Genomic DNA, 20,610 nt, shown 5'->3' with positions numbered 1-20,610 from the left:
TCGCTCAATAATGGTAAATGCTTCCGCAAATAGAAGTTCATAAACGCGGTTAGCTGAAAACTTTGGGGTCTCGAGAACCGAGATCGAACTTAAAACACAAATTCCTAATGCCATAAAATATGCTGTTTTTATAAAACAATTAAGCTAATTTAATCGTTTTTTATATATTAGATATACATTATAATCTAAATATCATGACTACAAAAAAGTTCAATCGAATATTATTAGCTATCGATGAAACCCCTTGTTCCCGTCGTGCCATCGACTATGCAAGAGAGATTGTTGAAGAAATACATCCAGCCCTTGCTTTAGTTACTGTCGTACCTCCCACTTCGCCAACATCTTATGGTGTGGACCCCCTATTGGGTCAACAACCTATTATTGTTCCCGAAGTTTCCGAAATACAGCAACAAGCTTCTCAGGATTTCCTAAATAGGCTAGCCACGGAATTTCAAGGTGCATCTGAAACATTCACTTTCAATCGCGTAGGTGATGTGCGGGATGAAATCCTTCAGGTTGCCAAAGAATGGACTGCGGATTTAATTATCATGGGTAATAATGGAAGAACAGGATTTGACCATTTCCTTTCAGGATCCGTTTCGGAAGCCTTGATCAGAAAAGCTACATGCCCTGTATTGGTCATTCCTTTAAACTGTGATTAGACCTTCACAAATTTCGCCACAAACATAGAGTCTGCTTTCTTATCGTAGCCGATAATGGGCTGTTGTGCAACTAATTGCAAACCCAGCGTATCGGAGATATATTTGCTGACCTCCTCGTTCTCTGCTTCAAAAACCGAACAAGTAATGTAAAGCAATGTTTTCCCAGGCTTAAGGAATGGAACGACATGCTTGGCAATCTGTTTTTGCAAGTCAGAGAACCTTTGTAGTTCACTGCTCGTAAACTTCTGCAGCATTTCCGGCGTCCTGCCCCAAGTTCCAGAACCGGAACAAGGTGCGTCAAGGATAATGCCATCGAAAGACTCCTCGCCCATGATATGGTCAACTGGTTTGCTGAGATCCAATATTTTCTTGCGAAAATAGGTTCTCACGTTGGCTTTCTCGAAACGCTCATCTAAATTCCTCAGGATGCTCAAACGAACGTCTGAAACCAAAAGTTTAATATTGGGTTCCTTATCCAATAATAAAAGTGATTTCCCTCCAGAAGCAGCACAGCAGTCCCACCAAGAGCTCCTTGGAACAACCTCTAATTCATTGAGGCTCTGTTGGGATGAAAAATCCTGAACCTCATAATCTCCATCCAAAGATTTGATCTGTTGAAGGTTCGTTCCGTTGGGTAAGGACAGGGTCTGAGCAGAAAGTTCTACAAAGGGAATTTCATTCTTTTCCAAGGCCTTTTTCACCTTACCTTCCATACCCTTTTGGATTCGGATATACAGGTTAGGCTGGACAAAGTGGGATAGGATAAATTCAGTTTTATGGATACTTCCTGAAAGGAATCCTGAAAATGGAAATACCTCATCAAGAAAGTTTCCATATTTCGATTGGATAAAACTCACTTTTTCCTCTAAGGTCAAATTGATCTTATCGGACCAATCAGGCTGGAACACTTGGACAACAGCGGAGCTTTCCTCACATAGAAATTCAGCTATGCTAAGTTTTTCGGAGAGTTCCAGATCAGAAAAGGCTTTTCCTAAACGGAAGAAATTATAGCAGAACCGTGAGTTCATCCTTCTATCGGATGAACCCATTTGTCTGTTATTCTTATAAAACTGAGTTAAGAACCTAGAGAAAGGTTCCTTAAATTGATATTCGTTGATAGTACGTTCGAAGTTGCGAACTTGCTGCTGTACTCTTTTGCTATTGATTTCCAATGCTAATTATTGAAAAGAACCGTTACGGTAGGTCCTTATTTTTACTGCTTGGTTTACATATCCCCAAGTTGGATTGTAATTGAACTGGTAATCGCTGAAGATTCCGGAGAATTTTTCGTCAACTACTTTCTCGGCATATTCTGTACCGTATTTGCTCAACAGGGTTGCGAAGTATTTACCTGCGTCATAACCTTTATAGGCAAAGTCAGAAGGATCAACCTTGAAATTGTTCTTATAGTTTTTCTGGAAATTCTGAACATCGGAACTCCACACTTTTAAGTGGCTCTCAGAGCTGATCGTAGGATCCATACGGTAGAAGTTATCGTATGGTCTAAAGTCAACACGGGACCAAAGCGGGTGTCCGAATAAGCGAATGGCATAGCCTTCAGCCACTTTATCGTCCAAAGCGGTAACCAGCGATCGCAGTTGCGTCTTTTCGGTTGTGCCGCTGATCACAAGTGCAGTTCCTAGATCTGGAATGGTTTGCTTCAATTGCGCTACTGAAGTAACATGAACGATCTTCGCAGTTGGGTTCAATTTCTTGATTTCCTCATCAAATCCAGCGATGAAATTACGGTGATCGGTATCCCTCGCATCAAATACGATGATAACGTCATTGTCCATATATTTTTTCATCATTTCACCAGCGATAGCGCGCATATGGATACGGATCGGTGGAGTTAATGAAACAAGGTTTGCGATATTGAATTCCGTTGGCATGGTTGCAGCCAATGGATTTACCTGTAGGACTTTGGTGTTTTTATTGCCTTTGGCAAAGGAACGGATTTCCTTCGGATAGACTGGACCCACGATCAAACTTGCACTTTCCACTTCTTTAGAAGCTGCAATGCTCAGGTTTTTCATTTCATTATCCTGCGTGTCCATCACCTTGAGATTGAAATCGCCAGGTTTTTTGGCAACTTCATTGACGCCTAACTGGAAACCTTGATAAAAATCCAATGCCAAAGCAGAGCGCTTCACATCGGCTTCCACCACGTTTTGGTTGGCGATCATATTCAGTTGAAAAGGTAAAAGGAGAGCAATGCTGTTCGCTTGCTCTGATCCTTTTACTTTATCGTCTTTTTTAGCATCCTCTTTCTTATCGCTTTCAGTTGGGTTCTTTCCAGGGTCCTTATCTTTATTGCCATATACATTAGGGTTTTTCAAAACGCCACCCGTAGTTTTTGGCGAACAGGAACTTACTGCAAGGACAGCACCTAAGCACAATGCGGCGAGGGTACCTCTATAAATGTTTTTCAAATTATTATTCCCACTCAATTGTTGCTGGTGGTTTTGAGCTGATATCATATACGACTCTGTTGATTCCTTTGACATGATTAATAATCTCGTTTGAAATTTTAGCTAATAAATCATAAGGCAAATGAATCCAATCAGCTGTCATTCCGTCTAGGGAACCTACAGCTCTAAGCGCTACTACGTGTTCATAGGTACGTTCATCCCCCATCACTCCAACTGACTGAACCGGCAAGAAGATTGTTCCAGCTTGCCAAACCTTATCATACCAACCTGATTCTTTCAGGTTACGAATGTAAATGTCATCAGCTTCTTGCAAAATCCGTACCTTTTCTTCCGTAATATCACCTAAAATTCGAATTGCTAATCCTGGACCTGGGAAAGGGTGTCTTCCAAGGATCGCTGGATCAACCTCAAGGGACTTTCCAACACGACGAACTTCATCTTTAAATAAAGTTTTTAAAGGTTCGATAACCTTTAATTTCATGTAGTCTGGCAAGCCACCTACGTTATGGTGTGATTTAATGGTAGCTGAAGGACCTTTCACTGAAATGGATTCAATAATATCTGGGTAGATAGTTCCTTGACCCAACCATTTCGCTTCTGTGCCTTCTGGCAATTCTTTTTGTATTTCTTTCGCAGCCTCATCAAATACATCGATAAATGATGCGCCGATGATCTTACGTTTTTGTTCTGGTTCTGATACGCCAGCCAATCTGGAATAGAAAAGCTCTTTAGCATTTACACCTTTGATGTTTAGGCCCATGTGTTTGTAAGATGCCAATACTTGTTCGTATTCATCTTTACGTAATAGTCCATGGTCCACAAAGAAACAGTGTAGCTTATCGCCAATGGCATGGTGCAATAAAACTGCCGCCACGGTGGAGTCAACACCACCAGATAAAGCCATAATAACATGGTCATTACCTAATTGTTCTTTAAGTTCCGCTACTGTTGTGTCAACAAAAGCATCAGCAGTCCAGTCTTGGGTACATCCACAAATATCGATAACAAAGTTTTTCAATAGAACTTGGCCATCTGTACTGTGCGTAACTTCAGGGTGGAATTGGATACCGTAGGTCTTGCTACCTTCGATCTGATAGGCAGCAACACGTACCTTATCGGTACTCGCGATAATCTTAAAGTTTGATGGAACCTCTTTAATGGTGTCACCATGTGACATCCATACTTGAGATTGGGAAGGTATGCCTTTCAATAAATCATTCTCTTGATCAACAAACTGCAAATTAGCACGACCATATTCACGGATTTCAGATGGAAGAACCTCACCATTGGAATGCTGAGCAATATATTGCGCACCATAACAAACTCCTAATAATGGGAATTTTTCCTGAATGGCTTTGAAGTCTATCTGAGGAGCGTCTTCCTGACGCACTGAATAAGGGCTACCTGAAAAGATCACACCTTTTACAGATCCATCAAATTCTGGAAGGTTGTTGAATGGGTGAATTTCACAGTATACATTTAGTTCCCTAACGCGACGCGCAATTAACTGGGTATATTGCGATCCAAAATCGAGAATGATAATTTTTTCTGACATGGCGCAAAGTTACAAATCAATACACAATTTATCAGAGGAAATGTTAACTTATTGACGTAAAAAAGAAAGCAAGCATTGATTAAATGCTTGCTTTCCTAAAAAATCTTATTTTTTATTGATGGAAAACTATCTTTCCACCGGCAATTTTCTTATCTCTTTTATTCTTAGGGTTTCCATAGACATCAATGGTACCACCCATTCTAGTCTCTACATCAGCAGATTCTGAAGCATTGACCTCAGTTTTTCCACCAGCGTTGACACGTACATATACGATATCCGTCTTCAGGTCCTTTCCATAAAAGTTACCACCAGCTGTAGTCTTGACATTCAACTTGGTCGCAGTTCCCAAAAGGTCAATTGATGAACCTGTATTGGAGGATACATCAACCCCTACCGACTTGATATAGGCCCTGATTTTTGAACCCTCCGTCGCCGTGAAGATCATCGCTTCTTCTTCCATGGCGGTCTCCTCAATATTTACTTCTGAACCTTTCTTGGCAATGATACTGGAAACAGAAGGTGTATAGACCACCACATTGGCCTGATTACCCTGCATAATATAGCTGCCCTTCATCTTTAATCGAAGCTCGCCTTTTGAATAGACCGCTTCAACCTTGTCTGCCAACTCACCATTGATAACGATTTCATGCTTATCACTTGGAACCACACTCACCCATAACCTATCGGTTACTTCCAACACGGAAAATTCATTGATGCTCTGCTTGATCTGAGCCTGCACCGAATGAACTAACATGGACACTGCAAATAATAAAATGTATTTCATATTCATAACGCTAATATAGATATTTACCTACCTAATAACGCTAATTCGTCCTGAGTATACATATTTGCACCCTTTAAATATTTGTAAATTTTTTCTTTGGTGAATTTATCCGACATTTTATAGAGATTATTCATCACAAAATCCTTGTCAGATTCAATTTCGTTGTGGTAGCCCAAGTATTTGGGGATATGGTACTGTATACTGAGACGGATAAATCTCAGCTCCACATTGTTAGGATTGGATTTGAGTTCTTTTTCCAACTTGTTTTTGCCGTCCTTGAAATAACTCATCTTTTTGAATGGATTTGAGGTATGTTTGGCCATAAACATATGAAATGCGGCGGCATATCCGCGTTCAACTGGTGAGTCCGCATTTTCTTCCAAGGCTTCCAAATGCCTTTTACACAAATCCTCATCCTTAACTCCCTTGTTAAAATCATTTCGAACGCTGTTCAGATCCAAGTCCTGAGAACGTATCTCATTGGAAATCAACAGAACAATGGCTAAAATCATTATTCTCATCATAATTAAAAATGGTTTATCTCCCATTAATTTACAAAAAACACGCCAAGTAGGATAAATTTTAACACTTTCAACTAAATTTTATTAAACGGAAAACTCATTTTCCCCAAATTCAGGAATAAAATTTAACCCAGCGCCAATAATTATTAGTAAATTGTATTGTAAAAATTAAGAACCTAATATATCAACTTATGGAAAACGATGAAAACAACTTCGGTCAACCGGAAAACATCAACCCTCAAAACAACCCGTATCAAAACTACGATTTGAAAATCGGACCTGTTGCCATTGAATATCTGCGAGAGACTGCGAAATGGACAAAATTCCTATCGATCCTCGGCATGATAGGCATGGCCATTTATTTGGTGGTGGCATTTTTTATGTTCCTATATTTTGTTGGAAATAGTTCGACAAGCCGCGAACAGGTTAATGCTTTCGCCATGATACCTTTCCTACTGATGATGATCATAATGATTGCCTTATACTTCGCTCCGATTTTATGGTTATATAAATTCTCCAAGAACTTACAGGAGGCAATCAATTTGCGCAATTCAGATCACCTGACGACAGCATTTAATTTCCTCAAAAAGCATTATAAGTTCATCGGCATCTTGGCCATTATAATGGTAGGACTGTATTTATTGAGTTTCTTTGGTCTGCTGGCTACAGGTATTCTATCGAAAATGGCTGGAGGCGGGGGATTGTAAGTTTTAATAAAGTATACATAGAAAATATGAAGAAAGAGGTTCAGTAATTGCTGGACCTCCTTCTTTGTGCCTCATACTTGGCATTCCGGCAAAGGAAACTATTGACCAGAATAGATAAAATATAACTCTTGATAACAAAAAAATCTCTTTAAGAACATCTTTAAAAACATTGATTAAAATTTACTGTTTTATCTACATAGACTTATGATAAACAATAGATTATGAAGACATACATTTCAATTTTCACAAAAGCAATGGTTCTATTCGGCCTCATTGCAGCAAGTTCTTGCCAAAAAGAACAGATCCCTAGCCCTGAAGGCGATCAAGCTAAAGAAAACGCTAAGAACACCAAGGCTAAATTACCAGGTGATGTTTCAGGCACTTTAAAATCGGCTAAAATTTATTTCAACAGCACAACGAAAACTTACACCACGGGTTATGCAGGCGGATTGGATTATAGCACCATGTTCACTCACCCTACAAACAAGTACGATTATCCAGATTACTCCCCTTGGAGCCCTGTAACTGGTCCGGTTACTGGTAAATCCAGCTTTATGGATTATCATTCGGATGGGAATAAATTCGTTGTGGTCTTAGGGACGGTCCCTGGAGGCATGATTTACAAGTATGATGCAAAAAAATACATAGACAGTCTTTCCAAAGGCTATATGCCTAGTGTGAATGGGTTTATTTCAAGGTCTGGTGGTGGTGCCGGTGGATCAGGAGGCAGTGAGGATTTCTATATCGTCCTTTCGGGACAATATGTAATCGACCATTCCTCGCCTACTGGGGTAGCCATTGTAGATATCAATACGAAATTACCGGATTCAAAACCGAAACCGCCAATTGAATCGGTTCAATAAAAAGATCTGAAAAAACGAAAAGCTCATCGAATGATGAGCTTTTCTGTTGTACCCAGGGCCGGGATCGAACCGGCACGAATTGCTTCATTGGTGTTTGAGACCAACGCGTCTACCAATTCCGCCACCTGGGCTTATTCCCTTTGGAACGATGCAAATATAGGTACTCTCGTTTATTTTCCAAAAATAAAATTACTCCCACAGCTAAACTAACTGATTTTTAGTCCATTTATTTTTCAAAAGCCCTCCAAAAACCATCAAATGGTTGCATTAACAATATTTAACATGGATCAAAATAAACCATTCCCCCACTTTTTCATCTTACCAATAAGCAAAACGAAAAAGGAAACAGCCACAATCTTGAATCCGTTAACATTCTTTAACTAAACTCGATTTAAACGTTTGCCTCCAGATTTGCTCAAAGAATAAAAGGACAATAAAAATAGATAGACTATGAAAAAGATATTAACATTTGCTGCTTTATTTGCTGGATTAAGCTTTGCAGCTTCTGCTCAGACACAAGATAGCGTAAAGAAAGATAGATCTGAAGTACGTCAGGAGATGAAACACAGGAAACATGTTCGTGGCGGTGATAGAATGGGTAAAATGACAAATAAAACCCCTGAAGAGATCGCTAAGATGAAAACAGATCGCTTGGACAAGGAATTGAAGTTTACTGATAAACAAAAACAAGATGTTTATTCGTACAACCTAGACCAAGCAAAGAAATGGAAGGAAAAACAAGAAACTAGAAAAGCTGACCGCGAGGCTCGCAAGAATGAAATGAAAGCTGAGCGTGATGAGTTCATGAAATTGTTGACTCCTGAACAGCAAGAAATATTAAAGAATAATATGGCTGAAAACCGCAAAGGCAGAATGGACCGTGGCGACAGAACGCAACATCGTCAGATGAAACGTAGAGACATGGACCGTAAGCCGGTGGAAAAACCAGCACAAGAGACTACAAGCGTAGAAAGTTCAAATGGATAAATAGTGATTAAGGTTTTTTATTAGTTAGTGGTTATATGTTTAATTGATGAAGGTCCCGTGCTTACGGGACCTTCATATTTTATGCTATATCATGGAATTGATTAATTCCATGATGCTTTCACCTTACTTCCCAATTCCTGATCTTTCTCCACCGAAACAGACCTCGGAATTCGTTCCTTCAATTCGTCGACATGGGAGATTATCCCCACTACCCTATTTTCATGATGTAAATATTGCAGGGTATCAAAAACGGTATTGATGCTTTCCGAATCTTGGGTACCGAATCCTTCGTCAATAAAGAAGAAGTTTCTGTCTGATTTATTCAGGGACTGAATATTTTCAGCCAATGCTAATGCTAAACAAAGTGAAGCCTGGAAACTCTGCCCTCCGGATAAGGTCTTCACAGAGCGTCTATAGCCATTATTGAGGTAGTCGATCACCTCAAACTCATTGTTCTCGTTGATGGTAAGGCTAAGTTGGTTTCTGGTCAACCGATGGAAACGGTCATTTGCCATTTCGCACATCTGCCTCAAGTGGATGCTGGAAACATAATTCACAAATCCATTTCCTTTAAACAGGTTCTCCAGTACCTTTAAATTTGCAGCTCTAGCATTCAGTTGATCAAACTCTTCCATTAACTTCTCTTTCTTACCTATCTCTAAAGTCAGGTGAGCTAATTCTTTTTCTAATCCGCCCGTCAAAGACAACTGCAGTTCAAGCTCCTCTTTTTTGAATTCAAATAACTTGCTGCTTGTTTCCAATTCATCTTCGGAGAAATCTCTATCTTTCAAGAACTCTCTTAACGAGTTGATCTGAGTCTCTAGGACCTCCAACCTTACGTAGAACTGTTGAATTTCCTTACGTAATTGCTCCACTGGCATTGGCCTCTGAATAATATGCTGCACTTGGGTAATGTCTGCAAACTGATATTCACGCAATAATTTGGCAAGTTGTTCCTGCCTTACCTTGATCTGCTGGTTGAAATTGCTCAACTGCTCTTTCGCAGCACTATATTGACCAGCGATCTCCGCCAGTTTTGTCTTGTAAGTATTCAGTTTTTGGTTCAGGGTCAAATAATCACCCTCAATCTGTAAAACCCGTTGGTCAAGGTGCAACTTCAATCTTTTCACCTCTTCAAGATCAACTTCAGTGAATTCCTCAAAATTCAATTGCTGAAGCGAGTTCCTACTGTGCAAACTTACCCCCTTCACAACGGCTATCTCAGCTTTGATGCTATCCAGTTCCTTCTCAAACTTCTGGATATTCTCCCTGCTCTTTTGCAGATCTAAACGCATCTGCTTGATTTCAGCTTCTAGACCTGAGGTAATCTGTTCACTTTGCTTAACACGCTCTTTCTGAGCCTCGAAAGCATCTGTATCTTCTGAGGAATAGCCAGACCATGAGAATGCTGACAGATGCTCATTCAAATTACTGGAATGCCCATCATTATCTTTCTGCAACTGTTCTAAACTTGTCCTTTTGGTATAAAGGGAAATACTGGTCCTTGTCAGCTGTTCTTTTAGCTTTTGAAACTCAGTCCTTTTTCCATCCAAACTATATTTTTCTTGCGTTATTTTATTCAGCTCTTCCTGCACATGTGTTGCCACCATAGGTTCAGGATGATCTAACGCCCCACAAAGCGGACAAGGCATACCTGACTGAAGCTCAGTAGCAAATCGACTCAATTTCGCTTGAACCTGCAGATGGGTCTCTTGCTCCCTCAACTTATTCAGATCGTTTTCAATCAATTTCAGCTCATTCCCTATCATCTGCTCCCAGTTGTCCTCGGTATAACCCAACTTATTGAACTGGCCTTGTTCTACCTCTGCCTCTTGGGTCAATTGCTCCAACAGTTTATTAGAATTATTCTGTTGCTGTTCGATGGTATCCTTCTTATGGTACCATTTTTCCATTTCAATCAATTGAGAAGTATCGATTTTCTCTGATTTCAAAGCCTCTAGCCTTTCCTCAGCCTCTTCCAACTTCTTGGCAAGATTGACCTCAGCTTCTTTCGTTCTTTCTACAAAAGGAGTTCCCTTTGTCAATCGCGTTTCCAGTTCCTTTTCCTTCTTATCATTCTCCTTGATCTGGATCAGCCTTTTATAATCTTCGGTTTTAGCCCTGAATACATTGAGATTAAGGTAATCATGCTGAACAGAAGCTATTTCCTTCTCAAAGACATCGATCTCCCGCACCTGACGTTCTTTAACCACCTGAAAATTCTCGATCTTATGGATCAGGGTCTCCCTTTCCACATTTAATGATTGTAGATAATTCAAAGGCTCCTTAAACGCCTGAGAGGTTCTTTCATATCGATTGACCTCAGCTTCCTGCTGCTGAACCCGCTCCTTTTTGCTATTCAGCTCATTGAACTGAGCCTCCTTTTGATGCAGTTCAATACCTTTATCCCTATATTCCTGCAAGGACTGAACCTTTTGTTGCAGCTCATGATAATCAGTTCTTGTAATCTCAAGCGTCTTTTTAGCCTCCTCAACTTCCAGTTTCTTCTGATTGAGGACCTCCGTTGAAATGCTTTCAAATCCTGATAGAGCACCTTTTAGATTTTCGAGCTTCCTATTATTGCCAGCCTGTAGAAAACCAACCTTGGGACCAAGATCAAATTTATTGAGGTAAAAGATCTCCTTCATCATTTCGGAACGGTCCTTTCCCTTCAATTCCAAAAACTCCTTGAACTGCCCTTGTGGAATGATGATGGTCCTTCTGAAGTTTGCATAGGATAAATTGGTTACCAAGGCTCCATCAGCAGATTCCATAGGCACCCATTCTCCATCAATCCATTCATAGGCGGTACGTTCAATCGGGGTGGTATCATCAAAATTCTTTCTTCGCCTCCATTGAGCAACAAATCGGAATTTACGCTTTTCAAAGTTCAGGAACTCAAAGACTATCATCGCTTGATTAGACTTTAGGTTCATCATATTATAAGCGCGCTTATCCGTCTTATTCAGGCGTTCAGTATCACCATACAGCGCAAAACTGATGGCTTCCAATATGGATGACTTTCCAGAACCAACCTTACCGAAGATTCCAAATAACCCCGCTTCCGTTAATTCTGTAAAATCTATAGATTGTTTTTCTTGATAGGAATATAACCCTTCAATACTTAAAAATAATGGCAACATACTTAATCTTCTTTTTCTAAGGTATTTGCTGCGACCTCGTTAAATAGGGTCATTAATTCTTCATTGGGCTCCTGTCCATATTTCGATTTGAAATAATCCTTGAACAGGTCCTTCATATCTTGATCCAGGTTTACACTTGGCCGCCCATTTTGCAACTCCTGTTTTTTACTCAATACTGGGATGACATGGATAATACCATTGTGAGCTTCATGGACACGCTTTAGATCAGTCGAACTTAAAAAGTTAACAGACTCCAAGGTTAGCTCTACTAAAACACTGGGATTATCGTGCAACCATTTAACGGCCTCGTCAATATCATTGAACCTTACTCGCACCAATGGTCGTCCTTTCTCCAGATGCACGGTCCTATACTGGGCAATTCTATTAGGCTCCAAATCAACGATAATAACCTGTTTAGTTTGTCCACTTTCGGAAAAAGAATAAGCTAATGGACTCCCAGGATAGATCACAGGCGCAGTTCCCTGCCCAATTTCATGGAATTTATGCAAATGTCCTAAGGCGGTATATTGTATCTGCGAAGGGATGCTGTCTGAATACACCAGATCAGCAAAACCTAGGCGTAATGGTTTTTCACCTTCAGGCTCCTCCAATACCTCAGCACCTCTTTTCAACATATAAAGATGCGTGGTCAATAAATTAACCCCATAAGTATCACAATATTGATCAGCAGTATCCTGCCACTTCTTTTTCAATAACTCCTGTAACTGACTTGCCTTATCCGTATCTCCCAAATATTGCTTCAATCGGATCTCATTAGCAAATGCAGTACTCAAGATCCGAATGGGATAATAATACTTAGGCAGCTTAATCTCCAAAAAGCCTTCATCTACCCGGATCACATCGAAACTGCCTTCTACGGCAATTGGATTGATCTTCAGACTGGGTTGTCCAAAGAAGAATATCCCCAATTCCCTGGCCAATGAATCCGGCGAATCAATGCGATCCGGCGAATCATGGTTGCCAGCAATGGCAATAACAGGTCTTTTCCCATTCTTGGAAAGACGTTTTAAAGTTCGATAAAGTAATTCGGTTGCTTCTACTGGGGGATTAAAAGTATCATAAAGATCTCCAGAAACGACAACAAGGTCAACTTCTTCGCGGTCGGCAATCTGACAAATTTCGTCCAAGACTTCTTTCTGCTCTTCGATCCTAGAAAAGAAATCAAGCTTTTTACCCAGATGCCAATCTGCTGTATGTAATATGCGCATTTACGATAAATCTGTTATGGTGAAAGTTAAAAATACAGATTTTTCTTTTTGTAAAGGGTTAAGAAATGTGAAAGATTTAGCGTCTTTACCCGCTCTCGATTACCTTAACGATCGGAGTGACCAAGGTCTTTTTCGGGATTAACCCTATTGCGAACCAATTGCTTAAGTTCTTTGATTTCCGGGAAACGGCCTTCGCGTTTTCTGTCAAAAATTATTTCATCATCAACGAAAACCGTGTAACGACCACTGATGTCGCTAGGCTCCAAGTTTACCGAGTGCAGGTCATCAACAAAAGTGGTCAGAAGCTCCTGAGCCATATAGGCAGCCCGGAGCATCCAACCACATTTGGGACAGTAAGTTATGCGAACTGTTGCTTTCAATAGATTAATACAACTTATTGTTTAACAACAGTAAACGCTTCGGTTTTTCCGTTATGACAGGTATTACAGGATATATTGTAAACCACCCCATCATAGGCATGCTTGAAATGTTTTTTATTGATCTGTTTAGTCATTTTGATCATATGTCTCGCAATATCTTTCTTCGGATTCGCATCTGAAGCAAAGTCCAAACCTTTCTCACCGTTAGGCTTAGGGGCATGACAATGGTTACACTTCACGCCTAATGCCATATTGAAAGATTTCATGGTGCTATCCAACTCTTCATGGCTGATGTTCTTTGGAAGTACTTTTAAATTCTGAGGTCTTTCCTCCTGTCCCCCAATATGAAATGCACTCAAGCCAATGACCAAGGCAAATAAACTTAACAGTGTGATAGCTTTTCTCTTCATATCTCTTTGATTTTTAATGGTACAGCAATTTAATAAAAAATACATAGAATTGTAATATAAATGTCATGAAAAAATATAGAACACTACACAACAAGCACTTATAGCACATCATTTGGTTTAAAACTTCTTTGTTTTTATCTTGCGAGCCTTGATTTCTAACTGATTCAAGCCGGCTCGAAGCCTCTCTTCTTGCCAAAAACATGAAACGATAGCTATGTACAAACATTTTTTGCTCTTAACCTGCTTTTTCTTGGCGATGACCTTATCATCTTCTGCCCAACTAAAGGCGATTAAATCCAAAACAGGGTATTCCTATTGGGTAAGAACTCCAGAAAACATCGAAAAGAATGAAAAACTGCCCGTTATTGTCTTTTTGCACGGCCGAAGCCTTTCAGGCCATGACTTAAACCGTGTTAAGCGTTACGGCGTATTAAGGGCAATTGAAAGAGGAAAAGACCTTGAAGCCATTATCGTTGCGCCTCAGACCTCCAATGGCTGGGACCCAGACAAAGTTATCGACGTATTGGATGCTGTCCTTAAGGACTATCCAGCTGATGAACACAGAGTGTATGTTTGCGGCATGAGCATGGGTGGCTATGGCACCATGGATGTTGCCGGAAAATACCCAGACCGATTTGCGGCAGCAGTCGCTATCTGTGGCGGCGGAACCGTGAGTTACGCCTGCAACCTGACCCAGGTCCCGCTTTGGATTCAACATGGAAGTGCCGACCGCGCTGTCCCGGCTTCTGAATCCAAAAAGATCTACAATGCCATCAAAAAATGCAACAAAAACGCCGATGCAACCCTCACCATCATACCAGGTGGAACCCATGGAAGCGTCGAACGATTATTCCATGGAGAAAAGATTTACGACTTCATGTTCAAACACAGCAAAGGCTCTTAATCAATATTTTGATATAAATTAAGTTAAGAACAACTTTAACAAAAACTATGCTGATCCATGTCTACGATAGTATGCAAAAAGACTATTCCTATGAGCTTACGGAACCTATGGGCAAAAACTTTGACCCAGAATTCCAACCTCAGTTAAGCCCACAGGAAATGCTTGAATTAGGCGTCTTCAATGGCAAGTACCTCAATGACTGTCGAAATGAATTCCCTAAAGAATGGTTTGAACATGCGAAGCTGTATAAAGGTGAAAGCAATGCTGGAGACCCTAGCCTAAATTTCTTTAAAATAAAGGCTTCCCAGCCTCTATCAGAATGGCAAAGAAAAGGCTGGATACACCCCCAAGATCCTCGAGGGTGGTTCCAGTGGTACTGCAGATATTTTATGGGTCGAAGATCTGAAGACGATGAAAGACAGATCAAACGTTGGAAAGCTTTTAAAAGACATATTGCCCAAGTAAAAGGCAATTGTACATTTGGTGATTTTCAATGTCGTCCAAAGCAGAGACAGGCACTTTTACACTGGGCATATGATAGCATCAATCTTTAAGCCTAGAGACTGCTCGCAAAGCTCAACATAAACTGTTTTCCGTTGTATGAAGGCATTAACAAATATGGGTGCTTCCTTTTTTGGATGCGCTCCTCTAACTTTGGCAGCATCCAGTAAGCCATTTTCGTGCTCAATATCCCTATGCCTGCCCCCATTACTACATCTGACAGCCAATGCCGATTATTGTACATCCTGAAAAATCCTGTCCCAGCAGCAATGGTATAAGCCCCTATTCCATACCAAGCAGACTGATGGCTATACTCTTGCCAAATCAGTTCTGCTCCCACAAATGCTGTAGCGGTATGTCCTGAGGGAAAAGAGTTCGAGGCTGAGAAGTCAGGTCGCATAATCGGAACACTCTTTTTCAATAGATTCACTGAACTCCCCATGATAATATGGGCTACAGATGCCACGAACAACCTTGATTTAAAATCATGCTTCGCCCTTATACCCATGAGATCAAAAGCAAAATAAGATCCAGTGGCAGCATATTGGGTAAAATCATCTATCCTTATCCTAATTGGTCGCGCAGACTGTAAATTATCTTTTATTAATTCATTCTGTTTCTGCAAGTAAGGGTTTTTAACTGAAGTAACACCATAACTAATAAAACCAATAGGAGCTATCAATCCCTCATTCAACATCAATTTTGAAAAACTACTTCGCTTAACCTGATTTAACTGAGCGAGTACACTGTCTTGCTGACAGAAACAGCAATTTCCATTGAAATGCAATATGAATAGAATGAATATACGCAGAAACAGCATTCCAGGCTCCAATGATGACTTCATATAAGAAATAGATTAGATCTACAGGCTAATAATTGTTATTTATTATAATTTATTGTCTTATTATTCAATATTTAAATTATAAAAACTAATATATTATTAAATTGCAATAAAGGAAATACCCAAGACAAGGTATTTTTTCGTAAGTCACCTACAATCTACATGTTAAAAGAAAAAACACAATCTTATTTAATTCAGCAAAATAGCCTTCACAGTATTCAAAACTGGTTCATTTATATAATTCAACCATACTTCGGCACAATATTTCTACCATTTCAGACATTCATCATGTAGCTTTAAGGTAATACAGCTAAACATAGATAATCCTATTTTTTTTAAACATGAGCAATCCCCCGAATTCAAATGATACCCAGGCAACCCAGTTCTTAAAGAAAATGGGAATATTAGATCAACTTTTCGAAGCCATTGCACCTTATAGGCCTGAAAACATAGCTACCGAGGCAAAAAACACGGAAATGTTTTTGGACTACGAAAAGAAATATGCTGATTTAGAAATTGAAAGGAGGTTAATATCCTTGCTAATGCAATTCTATTCTGAAGCTGACCTCCAAAAATTCAGCGTAATGGATGCCGACTCTATCTATGAAGCCGATAAATCAACATTTAAATCATTCGAAAAACAGATTGAAAGCTTATATGACGAAATCTATATAGCAGGCAACAGACTATCATCAGGGGTAAAAATCGTTGGAACCCCTGATCAATCAAGACCCTTTGAATTTTTCACTGTAGAACGCCAAAACGGCATCTATGTGGCCAAAGCCTTTGATAGCTTTATGCCTCAAAACATACAACTCAGCCAAGTAGCATTGGTGGATCCTATGCACTTCGTTTCCATAGAGGCCAAAGACCAGGAATTACGGATCGAACTTTCTGCTGAAGGCCAGGAATTAATTTCCAAGCATTTTCAAGACAATCCTTACGAACCATTGGCTCTTTTGTTAAATCAGAGAATAATAAATATCGTGAGAGATACAGCAAATCTTCAAAACAACGTTTTATTAATTTGGAGTCCTTGGTCGGCTCAAGAACTTATTGAATTCACAAAATCAGCTAATAACGAATAAAAACAACATAATTAAACTATATCCTATGTTTGAAAAGACTCCGTTAATTCAGGCCATTGACAGTGGCAACTTCGACAACGCCGTTGAATTGTACAACCAAGGCGAAAGAATCCCCCACAGCCAACATGCCTACGATTATTCCCAGCTTTACGATACCCTAATCAGAAAAAAAGGCTACGAACTAATTAGCCTTATGTTTCAGAACAATGAAATCGAGAAGGACATCTATATGCTCGATAAAATTGATGAAAGTATTTTTTCTAAATTGATCCGAGTTAAAAATCCAGATGAAATATTTATTTCATTTTTCAAGGATCTATTAGAACAAGCTGAAAACATCAATGATGAAGTAGCCGGACAGACCTTGATCAGTTTCGCTGCTGAGAATGCAGCCGATCCGCAAATTATACAAGCCTTAATTGATGCTGGCTGTAGGGTTGATTTCAAGAACCAAGCGGAGGACAATTTGCTGAACATTAGCATTAGAAAACATGGCATAACTCCCGAACAGATAAATCGTTATATTGACATATTCCTTAAAGAAGGTTTAGATGTAAACGAAGCAAACAAGGTTGGCAAAACTTCCTTGCACGTCGCCTTGGAGAGCAACAATAAACATGTTTTGGAAAATCTGTTGCAGAATGGAGCAAGCCCGAACCAACAAGATCATGAGGGAAATTCAGCATTCTTTATTGCCGTTGCACATAAGCATGATTTTGAACAATACAAACAGCTTTCAGAATATGAGGGCATGGATTTCGAACAATCCAACAAACGTGGCGAAAAAGCCCTCCACGCCCACCTTAGAGTGGCAGATGGTGCGGATAACACGGAATTAATTTTGCAGATGATTGAAGATGGTGCAGATTTAAACAACACCGCCCCCCATTACGATAAACAGCTTTCTGCCTGGCATTGGATCGCCGAGAAAAAAGCACCATTTTTTGAACAGGTTTTTAAGGCCGCTCAACCGGACATCAATGAACAGGACGACTTGGGCAACACCTTATTACATAAAGTCGTTATGAAGGACAGCAACTATGATCAAAATGCTGCCAAGGAAACTTACAAAAAAGTAAAATTCCTATTGGATAACGGGGCAACAGCCAGCATCCTGAACAATAAGGAACAATCAGCCATGATGATTGCTTCGGAAGATAATTTAAAAGCAAAGACCGTCGAACTGCTATTAATCGCTCAACAAAAAGAAAACTAAGAAATTATGTCCATGTCATTTATTATCGCCTGTGAGGGCGGCAAACGTAAAATAGCCGAATTACTATTAGAGAACAATGAAGTCGATGTCAAGTATACAGATGAAAAAGGCAGAACCGCCATGCATTATGCGGCACATCGTGGCTACCTTGACCTGGTCAAATTATTGGCAGAAAAAGGTGCTGAACTGGATTATGAGGATCAACAGGGTGAAACTCCCCTATTCTTCGCATGTCTCCAAAAGCAGAAACAAACGGCCATATATCTGATTGAAGAAGATGCAAGGGTTGACATCAATGACCTCAAAGGCAACAGCCTCCTTCATTTGACAGCTTCAACTGGTCAAGCCGATGTCCTCAAGACCTTGATCGAAAAAGGACTTGACGTCAATGCATTAAACAACAGTACCGAAAGTCCTTTGATGCTAGCCGTTTTGAACAGAAGCCTTGAGGCAGCCAAAATCCTACTTGAGAATGGTGCTAAGCCAGAAGCTAGCAACAAATCAGGAAACACGCCTTTATTAATTGCCGTAAAGAACAGGCACCTCCCTATGGTTGATCTGTTATTGGAAAACGGGGCAGATGTCAATCAGATCAATCAATTTGGCGAATCGGCCATCTTGGTTGCATGTTACGAAGGCAACAAAGCCATGGTTAAGACCCTGTTAGAAAATGGTGCTGATGTATCAATTAGCAGTTCTGAAGGAGTTTCTCCTATTTGGTATGCCTGCAGCCATAACCAAAAAGAAATCGTCTCCCTGCTTCTTGATAACGGCCTGGATGTAAACCACAGCCGACCAGTCACCGGAAACAGCCAAGCCATGTATGGATATCTGGACTTTGTAGAAACCAACAACAACCTGTCTATAGATGCCCAATTCAATTTTAATGTCAATGAATCCCAAGGTGGGGAAAGTTTGCTACAACATGCCGTTAAGAATGGACACCTAAGTATGGTCAAATTACTGATTGAACGTGGTGCCAATATCAATCAACAGGACGAGTCAGGAAATACAGCCCTGCACTATGCCGCAGCAAATGGCAAAAAAGATGTGCTCAAATTCCTTTTAGAAAACAATGCTGACCCGCAATTGGTCAATGTAAAAGAGCAAAAAGCGATCGATTACTCCAACATCAAGGGTTTCAACGAAATCACGGCCTTGCTGATCCAATTTGGATCTACCCAAGGAAAGGAGCAAGCAAATACCGCAGCACCAAGTCCAGCGGCAAGCGCAGCAGCACCAGTGGATAAGAAAAAAGCCCTGATGGACCTAAAGGACCTAATGGATGCCGGCATTTTGACACAGGAAGAATTTGATGCTGAAAAGAAAAAGATATTAGCAGGTTAAAATTGTAAAAACATTTTTAACTAATTCATGTTGCATTGGGAAAAAGTTATTTATGACCAACACATCAATTGGAATCCTTCTTCTTCGAATTTTCATAGGCTTAAGGCTTATGTACGGCGTATCGGATAATCTGATCAGCTGGGACCATATGCAGGAATTTGCTGGCTTTTTGGGAAAATATAAATTCCCATTCCCAATGGTTTCTGCTATTACCTCAGTTGCTGTACAGATGATCGCTGGCTTCCTAATGTTGATTGGTTGGCAAACAAAGCTTTCCGCAGCAATTATTTTTATAAACTTTTTGATCGCCATTTTCATGGTTCACTTCCCTAATGGCGATAGCATAGACCTTATGACACCGGCTCTAGCTATGCTGTTTGTTTCGGCAAGCCTCTTTTTCACTGGGGCTGGAAAATATTCAATAGACAAGGTATAATTAAACTATAAAACAATGGAATTGACAAACTTTAAATACAATCAGAAAAAACTAAACAATATGGCCATGATATTTCTGCTATTGGGAATTGCAGGCTTAGGTTTTGCATACTATAAATGGTTTGTAGACACATCATCCTACGTGGTTTCGATGGGGAAATATGGCAGTATATTTATTGCCATATTGGGCTTTGGGGCTTTTACCTACATGAAGTTATTTGGCAAAAAAGCTGATGAAATCGCCCTAAGTATTGGCACAAATGGAATAACGTCCAATACGACGCCGATTGCTAAGGCAGCGGAATTAATTGAATGGGATGATTTAGTAGATATCAATTTCCATGGAAACTACCTAGACATCCATGTCAAGGACCCCAAGAAATATGCCGACAGAATGAATAACTTCTTTGTCCGTGACACCTATCTAAAAGGCATGAAAGGAGTCATCCGTATTTCCATTGCCGAAGTTGATGGTTCTCCAGAAGAAATGTCCGCAGCTATCGGAAAATATTTAAACCTTTAGGGAGATTACCTGATATCGATACCTGTATACAGGTAATTTCCAATATTTTCTGTCCCTAACTCTTTTATTATTTTAGATTTGT

21 protein-coding genes and 1 tRNA gene are annotated in these 20,610 nt (G+C 40.0%); 11 read left to right on the top strand and 11 right to left on the bottom strand.

The window, feature by feature from the left end:
- The first annotated feature begins 194 nt into the window (after positions 1-194).
- Positions 195-662 carry a universal stress protein gene (locus ACWICE_RS14200; protein WP_185213802.1) on the top strand — a complete coding sequence of 156 codons (468 nt, stop codon included), beginning with the start codon at positions 195-197 and terminating at the stop codon, positions 660-662.
- On the opposite strand, the gene ACWICE_RS14195 is transcribed toward ACWICE_RS14200, so the two are convergent.
- The 5 genes from ACWICE_RS14195 to ACWICE_RS14175 form a co-directional block, all read right to left on the bottom strand.
- Positions 659-1,834, bottom strand: coding sequence for an RsmB/NOP family class I SAM-dependent RNA methyltransferase (locus tag ACWICE_RS14195; RefSeq protein ID WP_313261944.1), 1,176 nt, complete (start codon positions 1,832-1,834; stop codon positions 659-661). The two genes, ACWICE_RS14200 and ACWICE_RS14195, sit on opposite strands and share 4 nt — an antisense overlap.
- Positions 1,835-1,840: 6 nt before the next feature.
- Positions 1,841-3,142, bottom strand: coding sequence for an ABC transporter substrate-binding protein (locus ACWICE_RS14190; protein ID WP_454298626.1), 1,302 nt, complete (start codon positions 3,140-3,142; stop codon positions 1,841-1,843).
- The gene (gene guaA, locus ACWICE_RS14185) at positions 3,099-4,649 is read right to left on the bottom strand and encodes a glutamine-hydrolyzing GMP synthase (protein ID WP_185218342.1); all 1,551 of its coding nucleotides are present in this window, start codon (positions 4,647-4,649) and stop codon (positions 3,099-3,101) included. Before guaA ends, ACWICE_RS14190 begins: the two co-directional genes overlap by 44 nt.
- Positions 4,650-4,761: 112 nt before the next feature.
- Positions 4,762-5,433, bottom strand: a complete 672-nt coding sequence (locus tag ACWICE_RS14180) for a GIN domain-containing protein (RefSeq protein ID WP_185213798.1) — start codon at positions 5,431-5,433, stop codon at positions 4,762-4,764.
- 23 nt (positions 5,434-5,456) lie between these two features.
- Positions 5,457-5,957, bottom strand: coding sequence for a hypothetical protein (locus tag ACWICE_RS14175; protein ID WP_254527765.1), 501 nt, complete (start codon positions 5,955-5,957; stop codon positions 5,457-5,459).
- A 188-nt stretch (positions 5,958-6,145) separates the two neighbouring features.
- On the opposite strand from ACWICE_RS14175, the gene ACWICE_RS14170 reads away from it, so the two are divergent.
- Together ACWICE_RS14170 and ACWICE_RS14165 are read left to right on the top strand one after the other, a co-directional pair.
- Positions 6,146-6,661, top strand: coding sequence for a hypothetical protein (locus tag ACWICE_RS14170; protein ID WP_254527767.1), 516 nt, complete (start codon positions 6,146-6,148; stop codon positions 6,659-6,661).
- Positions 6,662-6,882: 221 nt separating this feature from the next.
- A complete protein-coding gene (locus tag ACWICE_RS14165; protein ID WP_254527769.1) occupies positions 6,883-7,524 on the top strand; it encodes a hypothetical protein in 642 nt (213 codons plus the stop codon).
- 49 nt (positions 7,525-7,573) lie between these two features.
- On the opposite strand, the gene ACWICE_RS14160 is transcribed toward ACWICE_RS14165, so the two are convergent.
- A tRNA-Leu gene (locus tag ACWICE_RS14160) sits at positions 7,574-7,655 on the bottom strand.
- A gap of 319 nt (positions 7,656-7,974) precedes the next feature.
- Here ACWICE_RS14160 and ACWICE_RS14155 point away from each other — a divergent pair.
- Entirely contained in the window at positions 7,975-8,511 is a 537-nt protein-coding gene (locus ACWICE_RS14155) for a hypothetical protein (protein ID WP_313261851.1), read from the top strand.
- A gap of 101 nt (positions 8,512-8,612) precedes the next feature.
- Here the strand turns inward: ACWICE_RS14155 and ACWICE_RS14150 are convergent, their stop codons facing one another.
- The 4 genes from ACWICE_RS14150 to ACWICE_RS14135 all read right to left on the bottom strand — a co-directional run bounded on the left by ACWICE_RS14150 (position 8,613) and on the right by ACWICE_RS14135 (position 13,673).
- Complete coding sequence (locus ACWICE_RS14150) at positions 8,613-11,654, bottom strand: SbcC/MukB-like Walker B domain-containing protein (RefSeq protein ID WP_454298625.1); 3,042 nt, start codon at positions 11,652-11,654, stop codon at positions 8,613-8,615.
- A gap of 2 nt (positions 11,655-11,656) precedes the next feature.
- Positions 11,657-12,883, bottom strand: coding sequence for a metallophosphoesterase family protein (locus ACWICE_RS14145; protein WP_454298624.1), 1,227 nt, complete (start codon positions 12,881-12,883; stop codon positions 11,657-11,659).
- A 104-nt stretch (positions 12,884-12,987) separates the two neighbouring features.
- Complete coding sequence (locus ACWICE_RS14140; RefSeq protein WP_454298623.1) at positions 12,988-13,263, bottom strand: SelT/SelW/SelH family protein; 276 nt, start codon at positions 13,261-13,263, stop codon at positions 12,988-12,990.
- A gap of 14 nt (positions 13,264-13,277) precedes the next feature.
- Entirely contained in the window at positions 13,278-13,673 is a 396-nt protein-coding gene (locus tag ACWICE_RS14135; RefSeq protein ID WP_185213745.1) for a c-type cytochrome, read from the bottom strand.
- A gap of 214 nt (positions 13,674-13,887) precedes the next feature.
- Between ACWICE_RS14135 and ACWICE_RS14130 the strand changes: the two genes are divergently transcribed.
- A complete protein-coding gene (locus ACWICE_RS14130) occupies positions 13,888-14,577 on the top strand; it encodes a carboxylesterase family protein (RefSeq protein ID WP_185218350.1) in 690 nt (229 codons plus the stop codon).
- 47 nt (positions 14,578-14,624) lie between these two features.
- The gene (locus tag ACWICE_RS14125; RefSeq protein ID WP_185218351.1) at positions 14,625-15,131 is read left to right on the top strand and encodes a hypothetical protein; all 507 of its coding nucleotides are present in this window, start codon (positions 14,625-14,627) and stop codon (positions 15,129-15,131) included.
- A gap of 2 nt (positions 15,132-15,133) precedes the next feature.
- Here the strand turns inward: ACWICE_RS14125 and ACWICE_RS14120 are convergent, their stop codons facing one another.
- Positions 15,134-15,922, bottom strand: coding sequence for a phosphatase PAP2 family protein (locus ACWICE_RS14120; protein ID WP_454298622.1), 789 nt, complete (start codon positions 15,920-15,922; stop codon positions 15,134-15,136).
- Positions 15,923-16,260: 338 nt separating this feature from the next.
- On the opposite strand from ACWICE_RS14120, the gene ACWICE_RS14115 reads away from it, so the two are divergent.
- Genes ACWICE_RS14115 through ACWICE_RS14095 form a run of 5 tightly spaced genes read left to right on the top strand, consistent with a single transcriptional unit; the run spans position 16,261 to position 20,528 of the window.
- On the top strand, positions 16,261-17,007 hold the full coding sequence (locus ACWICE_RS14115) for a hypothetical protein (protein WP_454298621.1): 747 nt from the start codon (positions 16,261-16,263) through the stop codon (positions 17,005-17,007).
- A gap of 25 nt (positions 17,008-17,032) precedes the next feature.
- Positions 17,033-18,223 (top strand): ankyrin repeat domain-containing protein, encoded by a 1,191-nt coding sequence (locus tag ACWICE_RS14110; protein ID WP_454292061.1) that lies wholly within the window; start codon positions 17,033-17,035, stop codon positions 18,221-18,223.
- Positions 18,224-18,235: 12 nt separating this feature from the next.
- Positions 18,236-19,570 (top strand): ankyrin repeat domain-containing protein, encoded by a 1,335-nt coding sequence (locus tag ACWICE_RS14105; protein WP_237219556.1) that lies wholly within the window; start codon positions 18,236-18,238, stop codon positions 19,568-19,570.
- Between the two features lie 52 nt (positions 19,571-19,622).
- Complete coding sequence (locus ACWICE_RS14100) at positions 19,623-20,006, top strand: DoxX family protein (protein ID WP_454292063.1); 384 nt, start codon at positions 19,623-19,625, stop codon at positions 20,004-20,006.
- Between the two features lie 15 nt (positions 20,007-20,021).
- On the top strand, positions 20,022-20,528 hold the full coding sequence (locus tag ACWICE_RS14095; RefSeq protein ID WP_185213737.1) for an STM3941 family protein: 507 nt from the start codon (positions 20,022-20,024) through the stop codon (positions 20,526-20,528).
- Positions 20,529-20,610: the final 82 nt, after the last annotated feature.

It is taken from the genome of Sphingobacterium sp. NPDC055346, assembly GCF_053645235.1.
The sequence above is the reverse complement of the archived record's forward strand: the minus strand, read 5'-3'. Positions and strand labels throughout refer to the sequence as shown.

Coding starts and splice junctions, on each gene's coding strand:
- ACWICE_RS14200 (WP_185213802.1), top strand. CDS start 195: ATGACTACAAAAAAGTTCAATCGAATATTATTAGCTATCGATGAAACC.
- ACWICE_RS14190 (WP_454298626.1), bottom strand. CDS start 3,142: ATGATATCAGCTCAAAACCACCAGCAACAATTGAGTGGGAATAATAAT.
- guaA (WP_185218342.1), bottom strand. CDS start 4,649: ATGTCAGAAAAAATTATCATTCTCGATTTTGGATCGCAATATACCCAG.
- ACWICE_RS14180 (WP_185213798.1), bottom strand. CDS start 5,433: ATGAAATACATTTTATTATTTGCAGTGTCCATGTTAGTTCATTCGGTG.
- ACWICE_RS14175 (WP_254527765.1), bottom strand. CDS start 5,957: ATGATGAGAATAATGATTTTAGCCATTGTTCTGTTGATTTCCAATGAG.
- ACWICE_RS14170 (WP_254527767.1), top strand. CDS start 6,146: ATGGAAAACGATGAAAACAACTTCGGTCAACCGGAAAACATCAACCCT.
- ACWICE_RS14165 (WP_254527769.1), top strand. CDS start 6,883: ATGAAGACATACATTTCAATTTTCACAAAAGCAATGGTTCTATTCGGC.
- ACWICE_RS14155 (WP_313261851.1), top strand. CDS start 7,975: ATGAAAAAGATATTAACATTTGCTGCTTTATTTGCTGGATTAAGCTTT.
- ACWICE_RS14150 (WP_454298625.1), bottom strand. CDS start 11,654: ATGTTGCCATTATTTTTAAGTATTGAAGGGTTATATTCCTATCAAGAA.
- ACWICE_RS14145 (WP_454298624.1), bottom strand. CDS start 12,883: ATGCGCATATTACATACAGCAGATTGGCATCTGGGTAAAAAGCTTGAT.
- ACWICE_RS14135 (WP_185213745.1), bottom strand. CDS start 13,673: ATGAAGAGAAAAGCTATCACACTGTTAAGTTTATTTGCCTTGGTCATT.
- ACWICE_RS14130 (WP_185218350.1), top strand. CDS start 13,888: ATGTACAAACATTTTTTGCTCTTAACCTGCTTTTTCTTGGCGATGACC.
- ACWICE_RS14125 (WP_185218351.1), top strand. CDS start 14,625: ATGCTGATCCATGTCTACGATAGTATGCAAAAAGACTATTCCTATGAG.
- ACWICE_RS14120 (WP_454298622.1), bottom strand. CDS start 15,922: ATGAAGTCATCATTGGAGCCTGGAATGCTGTTTCTGCGTATATTCATT.
- ACWICE_RS14115 (WP_454298621.1), top strand. CDS start 16,261: ATGAGCAATCCCCCGAATTCAAATGATACCCAGGCAACCCAGTTCTTA.
- ACWICE_RS14110 (WP_454292061.1), top strand. CDS start 17,033: ATGTTTGAAAAGACTCCGTTAATTCAGGCCATTGACAGTGGCAACTTC.
- ACWICE_RS14105 (WP_237219556.1), top strand. CDS start 18,236: ATGTCATTTATTATCGCCTGTGAGGGCGGCAAACGTAAAATAGCCGAA.
- ACWICE_RS14100 (WP_454292063.1), top strand. CDS start 19,623: ATGACCAACACATCAATTGGAATCCTTCTTCTTCGAATTTTCATAGGC.
- ACWICE_RS14095 (WP_185213737.1), top strand. CDS start 20,022: ATGGAATTGACAAACTTTAAATACAATCAGAAAAAACTAAACAATATG.